Source organism: Streptomyces sp. WZ-12, from assembly GCF_028898845.1.
Lineage (GTDB): Bacteria > Actinomycetota > Actinomycetes > Streptomycetales > Streptomycetaceae > Streptomyces.
The window spans coordinates 3,582,781-3,600,530 of sequence record NZ_CP118574.1; the positions used below are offsets into that span (position 1 = coordinate 3,582,781).

General features: G+C 73.2%; 18 protein-coding genes. 8 read left to right on the top strand and 10 right to left on the bottom strand.

The window, feature by feature from the left end; all coding sequences use genetic code 11:
• The first annotated feature begins 34 nt into the window (after positions 1-34).
• A complete protein-coding gene (greA, locus tag PV796_RS15010) occupies positions 35-532 on the top strand; it encodes a transcription elongation factor GreA (RefSeq protein WP_274913639.1) in 498 nt (165 codons plus the stop codon).
• A gap of 87 nt (positions 533-619) precedes the next feature.
• On the opposite strand, the gene PV796_RS15015 is transcribed toward greA, so the two are convergent.
• From PV796_RS15015 to ilvA, 3 genes are all read right to left on the bottom strand, one after another.
• Positions 620-1,498: an ABC transporter permease gene (locus PV796_RS15015; RefSeq protein WP_274913640.1), complete on the bottom strand. Its 879-nt coding sequence runs from the start codon at positions 1,496-1,498 to the stop codon at positions 620-622.
• Complete coding sequence (locus PV796_RS15020; RefSeq protein ID WP_274913641.1) at positions 1,495-2,508, bottom strand: ATP-binding cassette domain-containing protein; 1,014 nt, start codon at positions 2,506-2,508, stop codon at positions 1,495-1,497. Before PV796_RS15020 ends, PV796_RS15015 begins: the two co-directional genes overlap by 4 nt.
• A gap of 301 nt (positions 2,509-2,809) precedes the next feature.
• Positions 2,810-4,084: a threonine ammonia-lyase gene (gene ilvA / locus PV796_RS15025; protein WP_274913642.1), complete on the bottom strand. Its 1,275-nt coding sequence runs from the start codon at positions 4,082-4,084 to the stop codon at positions 2,810-2,812.
• A 160-nt stretch (positions 4,085-4,244) separates the two neighbouring features.
• Between ilvA and PV796_RS15030 the strand changes: the two genes are divergently transcribed.
• From PV796_RS15030 to PV796_RS42370, 3 genes are all read left to right on the top strand, one after another.
• Positions 4,245-4,748, top strand: coding sequence for a MarR family winged helix-turn-helix transcriptional regulator (locus PV796_RS15030; protein WP_274913643.1), 504 nt, complete (start codon positions 4,245-4,247; stop codon positions 4,746-4,748).
• A gap of 323 nt (positions 4,749-5,071) precedes the next feature.
• Positions 5,072-5,536, top strand: coding sequence for a sigma factor-like helix-turn-helix DNA-binding protein (locus PV796_RS15035; protein ID WP_274913644.1), 465 nt, complete (start codon positions 5,072-5,074; stop codon positions 5,534-5,536).
• Entirely contained in the window at positions 5,533-5,919 is a 387-nt protein-coding gene (locus PV796_RS42370; RefSeq protein WP_446750597.1) for a hypothetical protein, read from the top strand. The genes PV796_RS15035 and PV796_RS42370 overlap by 4 nt, the downstream gene beginning before the upstream one ends.
• A gap of 113 nt (positions 5,920-6,032) precedes the next feature.
• On the opposite strand, the gene PV796_RS15045 is transcribed toward PV796_RS42370, so the two are convergent.
• Positions 6,033-7,193 carry a cystathionine gamma-synthase gene (locus tag PV796_RS15045; RefSeq protein WP_274913646.1) on the bottom strand — a complete coding sequence of 387 codons (1,161 nt, stop codon included), beginning with the start codon at positions 7,191-7,193 and terminating at the stop codon, positions 6,033-6,035.
• A gap of 176 nt (positions 7,194-7,369) precedes the next feature.
• On the opposite strand from PV796_RS15045, the gene PV796_RS15050 reads away from it, so the two are divergent.
• The 3 genes from PV796_RS15050 (at position 7,370) to PV796_RS15060 (ending at position 9,846) form a co-directional block, all read left to right on the top strand.
• The gene (locus PV796_RS15050; RefSeq protein ID WP_274913648.1) at positions 7,370-8,500 is read left to right on the top strand and encodes a hypothetical protein; all 1,131 of its coding nucleotides are present in this window, start codon (positions 7,370-7,372) and stop codon (positions 8,498-8,500) included.
• A gap of 236 nt (positions 8,501-8,736) precedes the next feature.
• Positions 8,737-9,402 (top strand): peptide-methionine (S)-S-oxide reductase MsrA, encoded by a 666-nt coding sequence (gene msrA / locus PV796_RS15055; protein ID WP_274913649.1) that lies wholly within the window; start codon positions 8,737-8,739, stop codon positions 9,400-9,402.
• Positions 9,403-9,639: 237 nt separating this feature from the next.
• Complete coding sequence (locus PV796_RS15060) at positions 9,640-9,846, top strand: hypothetical protein (protein ID WP_274913650.1); 207 nt, start codon at positions 9,640-9,642, stop codon at positions 9,844-9,846.
• 89 nt (positions 9,847-9,935) lie between these two features.
• On the opposite strand, the gene PV796_RS15065 is transcribed toward PV796_RS15060, so the two are convergent.
• The 4 genes from PV796_RS15065 to PV796_RS15080 all read right to left on the bottom strand — a co-directional run bounded on the left by PV796_RS15065 (position 9,936) and on the right by PV796_RS15080 (position 14,025).
• Positions 9,936-10,427, bottom strand: coding sequence for a hypothetical protein (locus PV796_RS15065; RefSeq protein ID WP_274913651.1), 492 nt, complete (start codon positions 10,425-10,427; stop codon positions 9,936-9,938).
• Between the two features lie 30 nt (positions 10,428-10,457).
• Positions 10,458-11,864 (bottom strand): DUF2786 domain-containing protein, encoded by a 1,407-nt coding sequence (locus PV796_RS15070; RefSeq protein ID WP_274913652.1) that lies wholly within the window; start codon positions 11,862-11,864, stop codon positions 10,458-10,460.
• A gap of 90 nt (positions 11,865-11,954) precedes the next feature.
• Positions 11,955-13,241 (bottom strand): L,D-transpeptidase, encoded by a 1,287-nt coding sequence (locus PV796_RS15075; protein ID WP_274913653.1) that lies wholly within the window; start codon positions 13,239-13,241, stop codon positions 11,955-11,957.
• 445 nt (positions 13,242-13,686) lie between these two features.
• Positions 13,687-14,025: a hypothetical protein gene (locus PV796_RS15080; protein WP_274913655.1), complete on the bottom strand. Its 339-nt coding sequence runs from the start codon at positions 14,023-14,025 to the stop codon at positions 13,687-13,689.
• Between the two features lie 108 nt (positions 14,026-14,133).
• On the opposite strand from PV796_RS15080, the gene PV796_RS15085 reads away from it, so the two are divergent.
• Entirely contained in the window at positions 14,134-14,535 is a 402-nt protein-coding gene (locus PV796_RS15085) for a hypothetical protein (RefSeq protein WP_274913656.1), read from the top strand.
• A gap of 278 nt (positions 14,536-14,813) precedes the next feature.
• On the opposite strand, the gene hutH is transcribed toward PV796_RS15085, so the two are convergent.
• Together hutH and PV796_RS15095 are read right to left on the bottom strand one after the other, a co-directional pair.
• Positions 14,814-16,358 (bottom strand): histidine ammonia-lyase, encoded by a 1,545-nt coding sequence (hutH, locus tag PV796_RS15090; RefSeq protein ID WP_274913657.1) that lies wholly within the window; start codon positions 16,356-16,358, stop codon positions 14,814-14,816.
• A gap of 105 nt (positions 16,359-16,463) precedes the next feature.
• Positions 16,464-17,591, bottom strand: a complete 1,128-nt coding sequence (locus PV796_RS15095) for a GGDEF domain-containing protein (RefSeq protein WP_274919032.1) — start codon at positions 17,589-17,591, stop codon at positions 16,464-16,466.
• Positions 17,592-17,750 lie beyond the last annotated feature (159 nt).

Sequence of the window (17,750 nt, forward strand, 5' to 3'; positions counted from 1 at the left end):
TTTGATTTATCCCCAGTACCGACGAGGAGCACCTGTGACCCAGACCAGCGAGAACGTCACCTGGCTGACCCAGGAGGCGTATGACCAGCTCAAGGCCGAGCTGGAGTACCTGTCTGGTCCCGCACGCGCCGAGATCACCGAGAAGATCCAGGCGGCCCGCGAGGAAGGTGACCTGAAGGAGAACGCCGGGTACCACGCGGCCAAGGAGGAGCAGGGCAAGCAGGAGCTGCGCGTCCGCCAGCTCAAGCAGCTCCTGGAGTCCGCGAAGGTCGGCGAAGCCCCCGAGGCCAACGGCACGGTCGCCCCTGGCATGGTCGTCACCATCGCGTTCGACGGGGACCCGGACGACACGCTGTCCTTCCTCCTGGCCTCGCGGGAGTACGCGAGCGCGGACATCGAGACCTACTCCCCGCAGTCGCCGCTGGGGTCGGGTGTGAACGGCAAGAAGGTCGGCGCCGACGCGGAGTACGAGCTGCCGAACGGCAAGACCGCGTCGGTGAAGATCCTCGACGCCAAGCCGTACAACGGCTGAGCCGCCGGGCGTCCCGAAGACATCACGCAGAAGCGGCCCGGAGCAATCGGCTCCGGGCCGCTTCCCGTTGGTGCGGGCGGGCCGGGCTCAGACCGTCGCCGAGCGGTACTTGCGGACCGCGAGCGTCCGGAAGACCGCGATGATCAGCACGGACCAGAGCACCGAGGCGAGCACCGGATGCTCCATCGGCCAGGCGCCGGTCACCGACCGGGGCACGCCCGCGAGGGTGTTGCCGAACAGCTCCCGGGCGCCGGCGACCGTGGCGCTGAACGGGTTCCACTCCGCGATGTGTTGGAGGAACGCCGGCATGCCGTTGACCGGGACGAAGGCGTTGGAGATGAACGTCAGCGGGAAGAGCCAGATCAGCCCGCCGGAGGTGGCGGCCTCGGGGGTGCGGACCGAGAGGCCGATGAGCGCGCCGATCCAGGAGAAGGCGTAGCCGAGCAGGAGCAGCAGGGCGAAGCCGGCCAGCACGCTCGCCGGGTTCTCGTGGCTGCGCCAGCCGATCAGCAGGGCGACCACGGCCAGCACCACCAGCGTCAGCGCGGTCTGCACCAGGTCGGCCAGGGTCCGGCCGGTGAGCACCGCGCCGCGGGACATCGGCAGCGAACGGAACCGGTCGATCAGCCCCTTGTGCATGTCGTCCGCGATGCCGGCGCCGGCTCCGGCGGTGGCGAAGGTGACGGTCTGCGCGAAGATGCCGGCCATCAGGAACTCCCGGTACGCCTGGGCGTTGCCGGCCTGGCTGCCGGGGAGGGCGATGGACCCGCCGAAGACGTAGGTGAACAGCACCACGAACATGATCGGTTGGATCAGCCCGAAGATCACGACCTCGGGGATGCGCAGCATCCGGATCAGGTTGCGCTGGGCGACCACCAGCGAATCGCGCACGGAACGGGCGAGGCCGCCGCGCGGCCGCGGGTTCCGGGCGGGGGCCTCGCCGGCCGCGTGACCGACCGCACTCATCGCACACCCTCCTTCGTGGTCTGCGCGTCGGGCCGGTCCCGGTCCGCGCGTCCGTTGTCGTGCTCCGCCGCCTCGGCGGCGTGTCCGGTCAGGGCGATGAAGACGTCGTCGAGGGTCGGGCGGCGCAGCCCGATGTCGTCGATCTCCACGCCGCGGGAGTCCAGTTCGCGGATGACCTCGGCGAGCAACTTGGCGCCGCCGGTCACCGGGAACGTGAGCCTGCGGGTGTGCTGCTCGACCGTGCCCTCGCCCTTGGCGACCGTGCGCAGGACGCCTTCGGCCACCGGGAGGTGCTCGGGGGCGTGCACCACGACCTCGATGCGCTCGCCGCCGGTGCGGGCCTTGAGTTGGTCGGAGGTGCCGCGGGCGATGACCCGGCCGTGGTCGACCACGCAGATGTCGTGCGCGAGCCGGTCGGCCTCCTCCAGGTACTGGGTGGTGAGCAGCAGGGTGGTGCCGCCGGCGACCAGTTCCTGGATGACGTCCCACAGCGCCTGGCGGTTGCGCGGGTCCAGGCCGGTGGTCGGCTCGTCCATGAACATCACGGGCGGGCTGACGACCAGCGCGGCGGCGAGGTCGAGCCGGCGGCGCATCCCGCCGGAGTAGGTCTTGGCGGTGCGGTCCGCGGCGTCGCCGAGGTTGAAGCGCTCCAGCAGCTCGTCGGCCCGGCGCTTGGCCTGGCGGCCGGCCATTTGGTAGAGCCGGCCGACCATGACCAGGTTCTCCCGGCCGGTCAAGTACTCGTCGACGGCGGCGAATTGGCCGGAGAGGCCGATGGCGCGGCGGACCGCGTCGGGGTGCGCGAGGACGTCGATGCCGGCGACCCGCGCGGTGCCCCGGTCGGGGCGGAGCAGGGTCGTCAGGACGCGCACGGCGGTGGTCTTGCCGGCACCGTTGGGGCCGAGCATTCCGAGGACGGTTCCTTCGGGGACGTCGAGGTCGACGCCGTCCAGCGCCCTCACCTCGCCGAAGGTCTTCACCAGCCCTTCGGCATAAATGGCGCCTGGCATGTGGGTACCCCCATGGCTTGGGTCGATTTCAGGTCGATGCGGCGGATGAGCCGAATAGTACGGAGAACAGTTCCGTTCGCCCTGTTTTTTGGCGGTTCGCGTCATGTCAGGGCGGGTGGTGCGGCGCGCTTCCGCGGCGGCTTGGCGTGACGCAGCGCCCCCGCGGGCCACCGATGCTACTCCAAACGCGATACATCGCGATATAAATTTTACGACGCCGAGACCCGACAGGACAGAACGGGGCGGCAGGCGTTCGGCCACCGCCCCGCTCCCCCGACGCGCGCGCCCGCGCACCGCCGGCTCAGACCGCGACCATGTCGTACCCCGCCGCGCGCAGCGCCGCGCCCACCTCGGCGCAGTGCTCGGGCCCCTTGGTCTCCAGGTGCAGCTCGACCTCGACCTCGGTGAGCCCGAGCCGGGGATCGGTGCGGACGTGCCCCACGTCGAGGACGTTGGCGTCCACCAGCGTGAGGACGCCGAGGAGGGTGGCCAGCGCGCCCGGACGGTCGGTCAGGCGGAGCCGGAGGGAGAGGTAGCGGCCGGCGGCGGCCATGCCGTGCCGCAGGATCCGCTGCATCAGCAGCGGATCGACGTTGCCGCCGGAGAGCACCGCGACCACCGGCCCCTCGAACGAGCCGGGCGAGGACAGCAGCGCCGCCACCGGGCTCGCCCCCGCCGGCTCCACCACCAGCTTCGCCCGCTCCAGGCACAGCAGCAGGGCGCCGGACAACTCGTCCTCGGTGACCGTGCGGACGCCGTCCACCAGCCGGTGCACGATCTCGAACGGCACGTCCCCGGGGCGCCCCACCTTGATCCCGTCGGCCATCGTGGCCAGCGGCTCGATCGCCACCGGCCGCCCCACCGCCAGCGACGGCGGATAGCAGGCCGCGGCCGCCGCCTGCACCCCGACCACCCGCACGTCCGGCCGCAGCGCCTTGACCGCGACGGCGATGCCCGCCGCCAACCCACCGCCGCCCACGCCCACGACGACGGTCCGCACCTCCGGGCACTGTTCGAGGATCTCCAGGCCGACCGTGCCCTGGCCCGCGATGATGTCGCGGTGGTCGAAGGGGTGGATGAAGACCGCCCCGGTCCGCCGCGCGTGCTCCTGGGCGGCGGCCAGCGTCTCGTCCACGACCTGGCCGTGCAGCCGCACCTCGGCGCCGTACTCGCGGGTCGCGGCGACCTTCGGCAGCGGGGCGCCGACCGGCATGAAGACCGTCGAGGCCACCCCCAGCAGGGACGCCGCCAGCGCCACCCCCTGCGCGTGGTTGCCGGCACTCGCCGCCACCACGCCGGCCGCCCGCTCCTCCGCCGACAGCCGGGCGATCCGCACATACGCGCCGCGGATCTTGAACGAGCCGGTGCGCTGGAGGTTTTCGCACTTGAGGTGGACGGGGGCGCCCACCAGCTCCGACAGATAGCGGCTGCTCTCCAGCGCGGTGGTCCGCGCCACCCCGGACAGCAGCTTCTGCGCCTCGCGCACATCGTCGACCGTGATCCCCCCGGGACCCGCCGGTGCGGTGGGCGCGGAACCCGTGGGCCGGTGCGACGCGTGCGACGTGTGGTCGGCCATGCGGTCAGTGTCGCAGTTCGGCCACCGACGGGTCTTTTCCGGCCGGATGGCGGACACCGGTACGCCGCCGGCCCCGCTCACGACAGGGCCGGTACGGCCGACGCCGGCGCCGCGTACGCTGTCTTCCCCATTACCCGCCCCGATTAAGCGAGCCCCGGCCATGCCCACCTCTCCGGACATGACGACCCACACCGACACTGCTCTTCTCGACGCGCTGCAGCACCAAGTGGCCGTCTTCGCCCGCCGCGCCGAACAGAGCCGGCTCGGCGGCGTCGGGCAGGCGCGCAACTCCATGGACCGCGCCGCCTATCTGCTCCTCAACCGCCTGGACCAGGAAGGCCCGATGGGCGTCAAGGCCCTGGCGTGCGGGATGGGCATCGACTCCTCCACCGTCACCCGGCAGGTCGCGCCGCTGGTCGACGCCGGCCTGGTCAGCCGCACCACCCACCCCGAGGACGGCCGCGCCGTGGTCCTCGAACTCTCCGAGCGGGGCCACGCCCGGCTCGACGAGGTACGGGCCTCGCGACGGGCGCTGATGGCGATGGTGACGGAGGAGTGGAGCGAGGAGGAGCGCACGGCGTTCACCACGCTCCTGACGCGCTTCAACGCCTCCCTCGCCGACATCACGGCACTGTCGCCGAGCGGGCCGCCGGCCTCTTCTTGAGGCGCCCTCCCACGTGTTGAGGCGCCCCGCTACGTATGGAGGCGCCCTCTGCGTGCGGTGACGCCTACCGGGTCGTCGTCCTCGCGCGAGCGGATCGGGGGGCACGCGCCGGCCGTTTTCGGGCCGCTCGTGGGGCGTCGGCGGGCCGTTCGGGGCGCCGGGACGTCGTCATGCGTCCGCCGCGCGGGCATCGCGCGGTCGTGCCGCCCCTCTTGACCCGTCCCCGTGCTACCGCGCCAATAGGGGCCAGGGGCTGGCCCGTTCGGCGCCGGGGCGCCGCCCCAGGGGACGGGGCGTCGGCCGCCCGGCATCCGGGAGGCACGGTGGGAGAGCGGCAACAGGAACGGGAGCGACGCCGGGCCCGGGAGTTCGCGGCGTTCACCGCGGGCGCGGCGGGGCGGTTGCTGCACGCCGCCGCGCTGCTGACCGGCGAACCGGCGGGCCAACCGGCCCCCGCCGCCGAGGAGTTGCTGATCACGGCGCTGGCCCGGACGTACGCGGCCTGGGAGCGGCTGCGCGGCGAGGACCCCTACGAGCGGGCCCGCCGGGAGCTGGCCGCGGGGTTCGCGCAAACCGCCCGACGACATCGCCGGCCGCGGGGCGGTCCGCTGAGTCGCCTGACCCCGCGCGAACGGCTGGTGCTGGTGCTGCGCCTCCACGAGGACGTCGCCGAGGAGCAGATCGCCGCCCAACTCGGGCTCCCCGCCGAGCGGGTGCGCACCCTGTGCCGGCACGCCGTCTCCGCACTGCGCAGCCGCCGCCCGGACGCGAACCCCGCGGTGCCGTGAACCCTCGGGAGGACCAGGAGCGGCCCGCCCCGGAGGCCGGCACGCCGCCCGACAGCCGTAACGGGCCGCCGGCCGAAGCCGCCGGAGCCCGCTGGAGCACCCCGCCCCAGGAGACCGGGCGGCCGGAGTCCCGGGCGCCCGACCGGAAGGAGAGCGAGGTCCGGCGGATGCTGCGGGCCGGACCGTATCCGACGGTCCCGCCGGACCTCGGCGGGCGGGCCGCCGCCCGGGGCCGCCGGCTGCTGCTCCGGCGCCGCCTGCTGCACCGCACCGGGACGCTGCTCGCCCTGGTGGCGCTGCTGACTCTCCTCATCTGGGCGGGAGTTGAGCAACCCTGGCGCCCGCCACCGGCCCGCACCACCCCTCCCGTAGTGGGGTACTGACCCACAACGGACCGGGGGCGGGCCACCGGGGACGCGCCTCAACTGGCCACCGCGGACGGGTCGCAGCCGGCCGCCGAGGCCGGACCGCGGCCCTCCGCCGAGCGGGAACCGGCTCAGCCCAGCGCCTGCGTGAGGTCGGCCAGCAGGTCCTCGACGGACTCGATGCCCACCGAGAGGCGCACCAGGTCCGCGGGGACCTCCAGCGCAGAGCCGGCCACCGAGGCGTGCGTCATCCGCCCCGGGTGCTCGATCAGCGACTCCACGCCGCCCAGCGACTCCCCGAGGGTGAACAGCTTGGCGCGGTTGCAGACCTCCACCGCCGCCGCCTCGCCGCCGGCCACCTGGAACGACACCATGCCGCCGAAGGACCGCATCTGCTTGGCGGCGACCTCGTGGCCGGGGTGCTCGGACAGGCCCGGGTAGTAGACCCGGGTGACCTTCTCGTGCGAGGTCAACAGCTCGGCCACGCGCGCCGCGTTGGCGCTGTGCCGGTCCATCCGGACGGCCAGCGTCTTGATGCCGCGCATCACCAGCCAGGCGTCGAACGGCCCGGCGATCGCACCCATCGCGTTCTGGTGGTAGGCCAGTTCCTCGCCGAGGGCGTCGTCGTTCACCACCAGCGCGCCGCCGACCACGTCGGAGTGGCCGCCCATGTACTTGGTCGTGGAGTAGACCACCACGTCCGCGCCGAGGGCGAGCGGCTGCTGGAGATAGGGGCTGGCGAAGGTGTTGTCGACCACCAGGCGGGCACCGGCGTCCCGGGCGATCCCGGCGAGCGCCGCGATGTCGCTGATGCCGAGCAGCGGGTTGCTGGGCGTCTCGACCCAGATCGCCTTCGTACGGGGTTGCAGCGCGTCCCGTACGGACTGCGGGTCGGAGGTGTCGGCCACCGACCACGTGACGCCCCACCGCTCGACGACCTTGGCGAACAGTCGGAAGGTGCCGCCGTAGGCGTCGTTGGGGATCACGACGTGGTCGCCGGGGACGAGCAGGGTGCGCAGCAGGCAGTCCTCGGCGGCGAGGCCGGAGGCGAACGCGAGGCCGCGGCGGCCGCCGTCGAGGGCGGCGAGGTTCTCCTCCAGGGCGGTGCGGGTCGGGTTGGCGCTGCGGCTGTACTCGTAGCCGCCGCGCAGTCCGCCCACCCCGTCCTGCTTGTACGTGGAGACCTGGTAGATGGGCGGGACCACCGCGCCGGTGGCCAGGTCGGGCTCCTGACCTGCGTGGATGGCACGGGTTTCGAAGTGCTGGTGGCGCGTCTCGCGCTGATCGCTCATATCTTCTGAGGGTAGCCGGCCCCACGGCCGAACTTTCCGGAACTTTCTGGTTCGCTGGATAGTGGATACGTAGGAGAGGACGGAGATCGCCCCGGCGATCGGTGCCCGGCCGACGGACCACCCGCCGTCGACGGCCTCCCCTCCACCCACCCGCCCCTCCGACCGGGACACACCACATGGACGCTCTGCTGCTTCTCTTCGCCGCGATCGCGCTCGGCGGTCTGGTCTTCCTGCCCTGGATGCGGCGCCGACGGGCCGCGGCGCACACCCAGCAGGGCCTGGCCGTGGCCACCGACCCGATGGCCGGCTACGGCTTCGTCCCTCTGGAACGGCTCGACGTCCGGCTGCCCGGCCCCGACGAGGAGCTGTCCCGGGCGCTCGACGAGGTGCGCCGGACGCACGACTGGCGCCCGGCCGCCGAACTGCTCCGGTCCACCGGCAACGACTGGGAGCTGCGCTGGCAGCGGGTGCAGACGCTGGCCGGCGCCGCCGCGTTCGAGCTGGCGGAGAGCTCCCAGGGCCCCGCCGGCGGCGGCGCGCGGACCGGCGGCATCTGGCTGCGCACCTGGCGCGCGGAGGCCCCCAAGGACCCCGGCGGCGCGCAGACGCACGCCCAGTTCCTGGTGGTCCAGGCGCTGCGCGACCCCGGTTCGCAGGACTTCAGGATGATCCTGGAGGAGGCCCGTACGGTCTGCCGGGAGGCGGCGCTGCTGGCGCCCGGCAGCCCGATCTCCGTCATCACGGAGCTGGCCGTCGCCCGCGGCCTGGGCGCGCGCGCCGCCGACTACGAGGAGCTGTGGGCCGAGGTCCACCGGCGGGCGCCGCACCACATGGGCGCGCACCTGGCGGCGCTCCCGTACTGGTCGGAGAAGTGGCACGGCTCCCGCAAGGAGGCCGAGGAGTTCGCCGCGCGCGCGGCCGCCGGGGCCCCGGCGAAGAGCCTGCTGCCGGCCCTCCCGCTGTTCGCGGTCTACGCGCACCTGCCCGAGGCCAACATGGTCCGCAGCCTCTTCCAGAGCGCCGTCGTCGAACGCGCCATAGAGGGCGCCCACTTCGCCCTCCAACAGGCCCCCGCCGACCACCCCATGGCCCCGCACGTCCGCCACCTGCTCGTCTGGTTCCTGGTCCGCGCGGAACGCTACGCCGAGGCGATGGAACAGCTCCGCCTCGTCGACGGCCACGTGGGCGCCGTCCCGTGGTCCTACGGCCGCAGCCCGGCCGCCGAGTACGCCGCCTACCGCGCCCTGGCCATCGCCGGCTGGGAACAACTCGGCGGCACCTCGGCCAACTTCCGCGCCCAGGACTAGGGCGGTTCTGACGGATCTCCGCGGGGCGACGGGGACGCCGCAGGCGCGCCGAGCCCCCTCCGCCGGGAACCGCCAGGAACACCACCGTCACCGGACCGCGCTCATCCCGTCACCGCAACACCCGCCCGCGTCGGAATGTCACCCCGCCGGAATGCCACCCGCCCCCGGAACGTTCCCCGGAGGGACCGCACATCACCACCCGCGCCCCGCCCCTCCTCCCCTGGAGCACGATCCTGATGCTGTTCTCCCGCTTCAAGACCCACCTCCCCACCCCCGAGGAAGCGCTGAAGGGCCGCCCCGAGCGGGACTTCGCCGTCCCCGACCGGCACACCGTCCTCGGCAACCCGCTGCTCGGCCCGTACCCGGACGGCCTGGAGATCGCCGACTTCGGGCTGGGCTGCTTCTGGGGCGCCGAGCGGAAGTTCTGGCAGACCGACGGCGTGTGGACCACGCTCGTCGGCTACCAGGGCGGCCACACCCCGAACCCGACCTACGAAGAGGTCTGCAGCGGCCACACCGGCCACACCGAGGCCGTCCGCGTCGTCTTCGACCCCAAGGTCGTCCCGTACACCGCCCTGCTGAAGCTGTTCTGGGAGTCCCACGACCCCACCCAGGGCTTCCGCCAGGGCAACGACATCGGCACCCAGTACCGCTCCGCCATCTACACCCACTCCCCCGCCCAACAGCAGGCCGCCGAAGCCTCCCGCGACGCCTACCGCACCGTCCTGCGCTCCTCCGGCCACGCCGACCCCACCACCGAAATCCTCCCCGCCACCCCCCGCCCCTTCTACCCGGCGGAGGCGTACCACCAGCAGTACCTCGACAAGAACCCCGCCGGTTACTGCGGGATCGGCGGGACGGGGGTCTCCTGCCCGATCGGGGTGGCCGAGGCGGACGACTGACGGCGCGCGGCGCGGACCGTTGCCGGTCGCGGCCGCTCGTTCTGACGGCTCGGGACGGATGCTGAACTGCGGTGTCCCGAGCCCGGGTTGGGGGCGGCGTCGAGGGCTCGAAGGCTGGCTGTCAGTGGCCGGGGCTAGGCTGTGGAGTGCGGTCGCGGTGTGCTCTTCAGGGGGTACGCGCCGGTGACGGGCGGTGGCCGCGGTCGGCTTTCTCTCGGGTGGGGAGTGGTACGCGCAGTGTCGAAACCGTCTGAGTTCCGCGGCTTCCAGGTGGCGTGGCGGGGTTACGACCGCCAGCAGGTCGATCTCTACCTCACGGCCCTGACCGAGGCCGACGCCCCGGTCGCCCCGCCTCCGTTCGAGGTCGTGCGGCGGGGCTATGACCGCCGGCAGGTCGACGCACGCATTGCGGAACTGTTGGCGGACAAGGGCGCCGGGGGCTGACGGCCCGCGCCCTGCCCGGTGGGGCGGCGGCCTCCGGGGGATGGTCGCGCTCCAGGAACGGACTTGGGCGTGCGGCAACCGGGGGCCGTTCAGGGGTGGTTGTGGCTGCGGCGGGTGCGGGCTTCCAGGTGGTTGGTCGCGAGGTGGGCGAGGGCGATCAGCAAGGTGGCCAACAGGGCCGGTAGCCAGGGGTGTTGGACGTGGAGGCCGGGGGTGAGGGTTTCCACGAACAGGGCGGCCAGGAAGGTCGTGCCTGCCGAAAGGGCCGTTTCCGCACGGCGCTTGGCCTTGGGTGAGGCGAGCACGAGGCGGAGGGCCAGGCGCACGGGGTAGGCGAACGCTCCGGCGAGCAGGCCGCAGGGCAGGAACAGCAGTGCTGCCCAGATGAGGGGGCCCGCGCCGTCGGCTTCGATCAGGTCGCGGGACAGGTAGCCGATGGTCAGGACGCCCAGCAGCACCGCCGCGGCCACGAGGGCGAGTACGCCGAGGCCCAAGCCGGTCATGCCGACGGCGGCGAGCGCTTTCTCGCGCGGGGAGAGGGCGGCCCAGGTGGGCTCGTCGCCTGGGTGCTGGGGGTGCACAGTGCGCTCCTTGGTGGGCGGCCGTCGTGGTCAGGCGCGCGGGGGGCGTTCCGGGCGGTGGAGGTGGGCGCGGTCGGCGGCGGCAGTGCCCTGGTGCCAGCCGGCGGCGTCGCGGATGCCGCGGAGGCGGACCGGGGCGGTGTCGGGGAAGAGGGCGCCGGCGGTCTCCTCGACGGCGAGTTCGCGGGCGGCGAGGACGGGCAGGAGCCGGCCCTCGGCGGCGGGTTCCGCGGCGGCCTCGGCCGTGGCGGCGGCGGTGGCCGCGGCCAGGCGGGTGCGGATGCGGTCCGCGTACGCCACGAGGAAGGTCTGGCGGAAGTCGCGGGTGCGGCGGGAGCGGCCCCGGGCGAGGGGGGCGCTGCCCTGCCCCTTAAGGGCTTGGGGGAGGTCGTCGGCCGCGCGCCGCATCGCGGCGGTGGCCTGGAGGAGCAGCGAGGCGTGCAGGAGCTCGGTCGCCTCCAGGTCGGGCGGGAAGCCGACGACGGTGGAGAAGCCCCACTCGGCGGCCCAGACGGCCTGGCAGCGGTTGGCGGCCGCGACGGCGTCGAGGAGCAGCGCCTTGCCCTGTTCGTAAGGGCCCTCGATGCCGATGCGGAGCGCCGTGGGACCGCCGGCGGGCGGGGCGCCCTGGGGGCCGTGAGCGGACGCGAGGAGGGCCTCGTCGATGCCGTGACGGGCCATCAGTTCCTGGGCCTTGGCGGAGAGCGCCTCGGCTTCCTCGGTGAAGGTGGTCGCCTCCGCCTTGGCCAACAGGGCGCGGATCCGGGCGAGCAGGCGGGGCGCGGGCCGTTCGCCGGGGCCGGTCGGGCCGGCCGTCGCGGGCGGGGGCGGCAGCGGGGTGATCCTGGGGAGTCGCGCGAGCAGGCGGAGCGTGCCGAGGACGTCGTAGGCGGTCTCGAAGCGGGAGGTGCGGCGGCGGGCGGCCAGCGCGTCCAGGTAGGCGGGGTCGCGGCCCCACCAGACGCGGGCGTCGAGGCGGTCCAACTGGGCCTGCCAGCGCGGGTCTTGGGAAGGTCCGGGCGGGCGGGGGCGGCGGGCCGCGTCGGCGGCGATGGCGTCGAGGACGAGGGCGGCCGGTGCGGGGTGGGTGGCCTCCCGGCGGACGATGCGTTCCAGGTCGGCGGGTTGCCAACCACCGCTCCAGCAGCGGTGGGCGGCGTCCGCGGCGGCCTCGACGACGGCGGCGCTGATCGCCTCCCAGCCGGGGGCCGCGGCGGTCAGCATCGAGGCGCCGACCTCGATGGCGTCCTCGGCCGCGGTCGCGTCCGCCGCGTAGCGGACGCTGCCGAGGACGGTGCCCAGCAGCTCGGCGGCCTGGTGGGCGGCGTCCGGGGTGGGTCCGGTGTCCGCGCCGCCCGGGCCGGCCGCCCGGTCACGGTCCCCGCCCCGGCCGTTGCGGCGCCGCTTGCCGCCCCCGTTGTCCACGTGCTCGTTCACCCGGCCACTGTACGGACGGCCGGGCCGGCGACGGACGGGCGCCGGTCATCGAGAGTCATGCGTGGTGCAGGGGGTGTCACTGCGTCGGTCTCAGACCGCGCTGCCGGCCACCCACTGGGACCAGGACATGTTCCACCCGTTGAGGCCGTTGTCCGGCTTGATGGTCTTGTCCGGGGAGTTGACCACCTTGACGACGTCGCCGATCTGCGAGTGGGCGAAGAACCACGCGCCGTTGGTGGACGGGTCGTTGCCGCCCTTGGCGTCCTGCAGGCCGATGCAGCCGTGGCTGGTGTTGGCGTTGCCGAAGATGCCCTTGCCCCAGTAGTTGCCGTGGATGAAGGTGCCGGAGTTCGACAGCCGCATGGCGTGCGGGACGTCGGGGATGTCGTACTCGCCCTTGCCGTCGTTGTTGGTGAAGCCGACGGTGGAGCCGTCCATCCGGGTCTGCTTGAACTTCTCGGAGATCACCATCTGGCCGTTGTAGGTGGGGTGTTCGGCGCTGCCCGAGGAGATCGGGATGGTCTTGATGGTCTTGCCGTCGCGGACCACGGTCATCTGGTGAGTCGCGGCGTCAACGATGCTGACCTGCGAGTGACCGATGGTGAAGTGGACGGTCTTGTTCTGGATGCCCTTCACGCCCGGGGACGCCTCCACGCCGTCCAGGGCCAGCTTCATGGTGATCTCGGAGTTCGGCTTCCAGTAGTTCTGGGGGCGGAAGTCCAGCCGCTTGTCGCCGAACCAGTGGCCGACGACCTGCTGGTTGCTGCTGGACGCGACCTCGATCGCCGACTGGACGGCCTTACGGTTCTTGACCGGCTTGTCGAAGTTGATCGACACCGGCATCCCGACGCCGACCGTCGAACCGTCCTCGGGAGTGAAGTTCCCGAGGAAGCTGTTGCCCGGCGAGACCGTGGTGAAGGTGGAGTTCTCCACCGCGGTACGGCCCTGGCCGTCCACCGCGTGCGCGGTGATCTTGTAGGTGGTCGCGCGGGACAGCGCCTGCTTGGGCTTCCAGGAGGTGCCGTCGGTGGAGAGGGTGCCCGGGACGGTCTTCTGCTGGGTCTTGTCGGTCTGGTGCGTGACCACCGTGGTCATGGTGACGTCGGTGAGCTTGCCGCCACCGGCGGTCACCTTGACCGCGTTGAGACCAGCGTCGGTCGAGCCGTCCTTGGGCGTGATGGTGATCTTCGCCTGCGAGGCGTCCTGCGCGGCGGCCTCGTCCACCTGCTGGGTGTTCTCGTGCTGGGTCTCCTGGCTACCGCTGCCACCGCCGCCGTGGCCGGTGGCACTGCTGGCGCCACACGCGGCGACGGTGAGAACGCCCCCGAGCAGCGCGGCGCTGGCTATGAGGCCATTGCGGCGCTTGCGGTCCGTCATCACACGCTTCTCCATTGCTACTGACTTTGCGAAAAATCCCCGAGCGAGCCGCCAACTGAACGCAGGCAAAACTGGGCGCAGGCATTCCGGCCGTCTCCCATTGGAACGCCATTTCCGTTTCGCCCGCCCCATTCCTGGCGCAAATGTGGGGAACGACACGCAATGGCGCCAAAATGACCTTCGCCCGAATAATGACCCAGAACGCGCATATGACTGCGGAGTGCTGTTTTCCTTACCCCCGCTTCACTACGCCACTGCACTCCGCGTCACGACGGCCCGATACGGATAACGACCGCGCGCCGCCGACGTCATCGGCCCCGCACGACGCCACCGGACCCGGCCGCACACGACATCGGCCCCCGCACGACGCCGGGTCGTGCGGGGGCCTGAGTGGCTGGTGTTACGCGGTGTGCGCGGGCCTCGACGAGGCGGTGGGGCGGGACGGTCAGCCCTCCCCCTCCGCGTCGTCCGCGAGGTCCCACTCCGCCGCGTCCCACTCGGCGTCCGGGTCGTAGTCGGTCATCTCCTCGCTGCTCCAGGACGCTTGCGCGAGTTGGGTGCCGGGCACCCCGGTGACCAGGTCGAAGGGGTCGACGAGGTGGGCCAGCGCCTCCGCCGGATCGTCTCTGACCGTCTCCAACGACTGCCTGCGTTCGTCGTCGGGGAGCGCGGGGTCGCCGTTGAGGCGGTCGACCGCGGCGCCGGTCAGCCGGGCGGCGTCGGTGACCTCCATGACGAGTTCGACGTGAAGCCGTACAAAGCGTGATGTCTCACCATTGCTCATGTCCGGAGGGTAAGCACGACCGGGTCCCGACTACCGCGCGACCCGCGGCGGTCACTAACATCTGCGGTCAACGGCCAATTCGCCGAACCCACAAGGGGGATAGCTTTCGTGACCGCACGACGACCACTGCTGACCGCCACCGCCGCGGGATCGGTGCTGCTCGCCCTGTGGTTCGTGCCATCCGCCAACGCGCTCGTGGAAGTTGACGGGGCGCCACATTCCGGCCCCCCTGCGGAATCCGCAGCGGCGGGCGCCGGGCGGGTGAATGTATCGGACGCGGCCGGCCCTAAGGGGCATTCCGGCAAGGCGTCCGCGGAAAAGAACTCCGGTGCGCGGAGCGCGAACAGCGGCTCCACCACCACCCGGTCCGGCGGCGGCCCGCACCACTACCTCGCCGACACCGGCAGCCCGGACACCACGCCCTACGCGGTGGGCGGCGCGGCCTTCCTGGCGCTCGGCGCCGCGCTGGTCGGCTACTCCGTGCGCCGCACCCGCGACGGCGCGGCCTGAGCCAGCAGCCGCGCCGCCCGGCCAACCGACCACTCGGCGCCCCGGCACGACTCCCGCCCCGACCGCCCGCGACAGACAACGGTCAGCACTCGGTCAGACCGCCCTCACAACGCTTGACCGCGTGCCACCGACCGACGGCCAACGACCGTCACCGGCCGCCGCAGGCCGACCACCAGCCGGCGGCAGCCGCTCCCGACCGCGGCATCTCGACGCCCACGAACCGGAGTTGACGAAAGTCCCAGGCCATCCGGCGCGTCATCAAGCGACGTGAGGCAACGTCAGGCGAGTTCCCCGGTGACCGACTCCGCCGCCGCCACCAGCTTCCCGTCCCGGACGAACGCGAACGCCGCCTCCAGGTCCGGCGCCAGGAAGCGGTCCTCGCCCGGCCCCTGCACGCCCGCGTCGCGCAGCGCGGCCAGCACCGCCCGGGTCGCCGGCGCGGGCGTCAGCCCCTCCCGCAGCTCGACGGCGCGGGTCGCCGCGTAGAGCTCGACGGCGAGGACGCGGGTGAGGTTGTCCACCGCGGTGCGCAGCTTGCGCGCCGCCGACCACCCCATCGAGACGTGGTCCTCCTGCATCGCGGAGGACGGGATGGAGTCCACCGACGCCGGGGCGGCCAGCCGCTTCAACTCGCTGACCAGCGCGGCCTGGGTGTACTGGGCGATCATCAGGCCCGAGTCGACGCCCGGGTCGCCGGCGAGGAAGGCGGGCAGCCCGTGCGAGCGGTTCTTGTCCAGGAGGCGGTCGGTGCGCCGCTCGGCGATGGAGCCGAGGTCGGCCGCGGCGATGGCCAGGAAGTCCAACGCGTAGGCGACCGGCGCGCCGTGGAAGTTGCCGTTGGACTCCACCCGGCCGTCGGGCAGCACGACGGGGTTGTCGACGGCGGCGGCCAGCTCCCGCTCGGCGACCAGGCGGGCGTGCGCCAGGGTGTCCCGGCCGGCGCCGGCGACCTGGGGCGCGCAGCGGATCGAGTAGGCGTCCTGGACGCGCGGGGCGTCGTCCTGGTGGTGGCCGGTGAAACCCGAACCGGCAAGGAACGCCAGCATGTTGGCGGCCGAGGCGGCCTGCCCGGGGTGCGGGCGTATCGCGTGCAGCTCGGGCGCGAGGACCTTGTCGGTGCCGAGCAGCGCCTCCATGGAGAGCGCGGCGGTGAGGTCCGCGGAGGTGAACAGCCGGGCCAGGTCGGCGCAGGCCATCACCAGCATGCCGAGCATGCCGTCGGTGCCGTTGAGGAGGGCCAGCCCCTCCTTCTCGCGGAGCTCGACGGGCGCGATGCCGTGCGCGGCCAGCAGCTCGCCGGACGGCCGGACGACGCCGTCGGGGCCCTCCGCCTCGCCCTCGCCCAGCAGCGTCAGCGCGCAGTGCGAGAGCGGCGCCAGGTCGCCGGAGCAGCCGAGCGAGCCGTATTCGTGGACGACCGGGGTGATGCCGGCGTTCAACAGGGCGGCCATGGTCTCGACGACCACCGGGCGGACGCCGGTGTGCCCGGAGGCGAGCGTCTTCAGCCGCAGGAACATCAGGGCGCGGACCACCTCGCGCTCGACCCGGGGGCCCATGCCGGCCGCGTGCGAGCGCACGATGTTGCGCTGGAGTTGGGCGCGCAGGTCGGGGCTGATGTGGCGGACGGCGAGGGCGCCGAAGCCGGTGGAGACGCCGTAGACCGGGTCCGGCTTGGCCGCCAGCTCGTCGATGAAGGCGCGGGAGGCGGCGACGGCGGCACGGGCCTCTTCGGACAGCTCGATCCGGGCCGCGCCGCGGGCCACCGCGATGACGTCCTGTGCGGTGGTGCCGGACGTCCCCAACACCACAGTGTGCATATCCATATTCAGGCACCCTAGAGACTGAATCTTCGGATGTCACCACCGGATTCCGGGATCATCCCTTACCGATCTCCACCCGGGCCGGCCCGCCCCGACGGCCGGCCCGCCTCACCTCCGGAACCTCCGCCGCTCCGGCCCGGACCGCGGCTCCGGCGAGTCCGCCAGCCGCACCACCGGGTCCTGCGCGCCGCCGTGCCGCCCGGCCACCACCGGCTCGCCGGACCGCGCCGCCTTGGCCCGGTACTGGGCGGCGTCCGCGAGCCGGAAGAGCCGGCGGGCGCTGCGCACCGGGCCGATCGGGTCGCCGGTCGAGGCCACCCCCACCGCGACCCCCTCGCCGAGGTCCAACTCCTCGGCCCGCGCGCACAACTCGCCCGCCACCTTGACCACTTCGTCGGACTCCGGCCCGACCGCCAGCAGACAGAACTCGTCCCCGCCCAGCCGCGCCGCCAGCGTCCCCGGCAGCATCGCGCCGCACAGCGACAGCACCGAACCGAAGCGCTCCAGGAGCCGGTCGCCGACCGCGTGCCCGCGGGAGTCGTTGACCCGCTTCAGCCCGTTCAGATCGCACACCACCAGGCTGACCACCAGGCCGCCGGTCCGGTGCCGCTCCAGCGCCTCGTCCAGCCGCATGTCCACCGCCCGACGGTTGGCCAGCCCGGTCAACGCGTCGGTGAACGCCAGCCGACGGGCCTCCGCGAGCCGCTCGGTCTGCGCGATCCCGGCGGCCGCGACGGCGGCCAGCACGGTCGCGAAATCGGCGTCCGCCCGCCCGAACACCGGCTCGCCGGCCGGCCGCGCCACATACAGCTCGCCCCACGCCCGGCCGTGCAGCACGATCGGGGCCACCACACAGCACCCCCGGCCGCGCCGCCGCAGCGCCGCCACCCGCTGGTGGTTGTACGGGCCCGGGTGCCCCCCGCCCCGGCGCCGCGCGTCCGGAATCCCCTCGCCCGCCTCGTCGCCGGCGACCTCCACCCAGGCATTGGGCTCCCCGCCGCCGGCCCACTGCTCGTGCAGGAACCCGACGATCTCCGGGAACTCGTGCACCGGATACGCCTCGTCGTCGGGGAACTCCCGCTCCTCCGGGGCGAGTTCGCCGACGTTCGCCAGCACCCGGAGCTGCCCCCGCTCGCGCTCCCACTTCGAGATCGCCGCGAAGGAGCCCCCCAGCGCCTGCCGCACCCCCTGCGCCGCGGCCCGGGCCGCCTCGCGCAGCGTGGGCGCGGCCGCCATCGCCTGGGCCAGCTCCACCACGGCCCGAAGCCTCGCGTCACCCTCGCCCGTCACCGGATCCTCACATTCCGTCACCGTGAGCACGCTCTGTACTACAGCGTAGGAATGATTGACCCCCTTCGCCCCTTCCGCCGGTCAACGACCACCGGAAGGAGCGGC

Excerpts from the sequence above, each read along its gene's own strand:
- PV796_RS15045 (WP_274913646.1), bottom strand. The coding sequence starts at position 7,193 with ATGAGCGATCAGCGCGAGACGCGCCACCAGCACTTCGAAACCCGTGCC.
- msrA (WP_274913649.1), top strand. The coding sequence starts at position 8,737 with ATGCTGTTCTCCCGCTTCAAGACCCACCTCCCCACCCCCGAGGAAGCG.
- PV796_RS15015 (WP_274913640.1), bottom strand. The coding sequence starts at position 1,498 with ATGAGTGCGGTCGGTCACGCGGCCGGCGAGGCCCCCGCCCGGAACCCG.
- PV796_RS15020 (WP_274913641.1), bottom strand. The coding sequence starts at position 2,508 with ATGCCAGGCGCCATTTATGCCGAAGGGCTGGTGAAGACCTTCGGCGAG.
- PV796_RS15050 (WP_274913648.1), top strand. The coding sequence starts at position 7,370 with ATGGACGCTCTGCTGCTTCTCTTCGCCGCGATCGCGCTCGGCGGTCTG.
- PV796_RS15080 (WP_274913655.1), bottom strand. The coding sequence starts at position 14,025 with ATGAGCAATGGTGAGACATCACGCTTTGTACGGCTTCACGTCGAACTC.
- PV796_RS15075 (WP_274913653.1), bottom strand. The coding sequence starts at position 13,241 with ATGACGGACCGCAAGCGCCGCAATGGCCTCATAGCCAGCGCCGCGCTG.
- PV796_RS15030 (WP_274913643.1), top strand. The coding sequence starts at position 4,245 with ATGCCCACCTCTCCGGACATGACGACCCACACCGACACTGCTCTTCTC.
- PV796_RS15095 (WP_274919032.1), bottom strand. The coding sequence starts at position 17,591 with ATGGCGGCCGCGCCCACGCTGCGCGAGGCGGCCCGGGCCGCGGCGCAG.
- ilvA (WP_274913642.1), bottom strand. The coding sequence starts at position 4,084 with ATGGCCGACCACACGTCGCACGCGTCGCACCGGCCCACGGGTTCCGCG.
- hutH (WP_274913657.1), bottom strand. The coding sequence starts at position 16,358 with ATGGATATGCACACTGTGGTGTTGGGGACGTCCGGCACCACCGCACAG.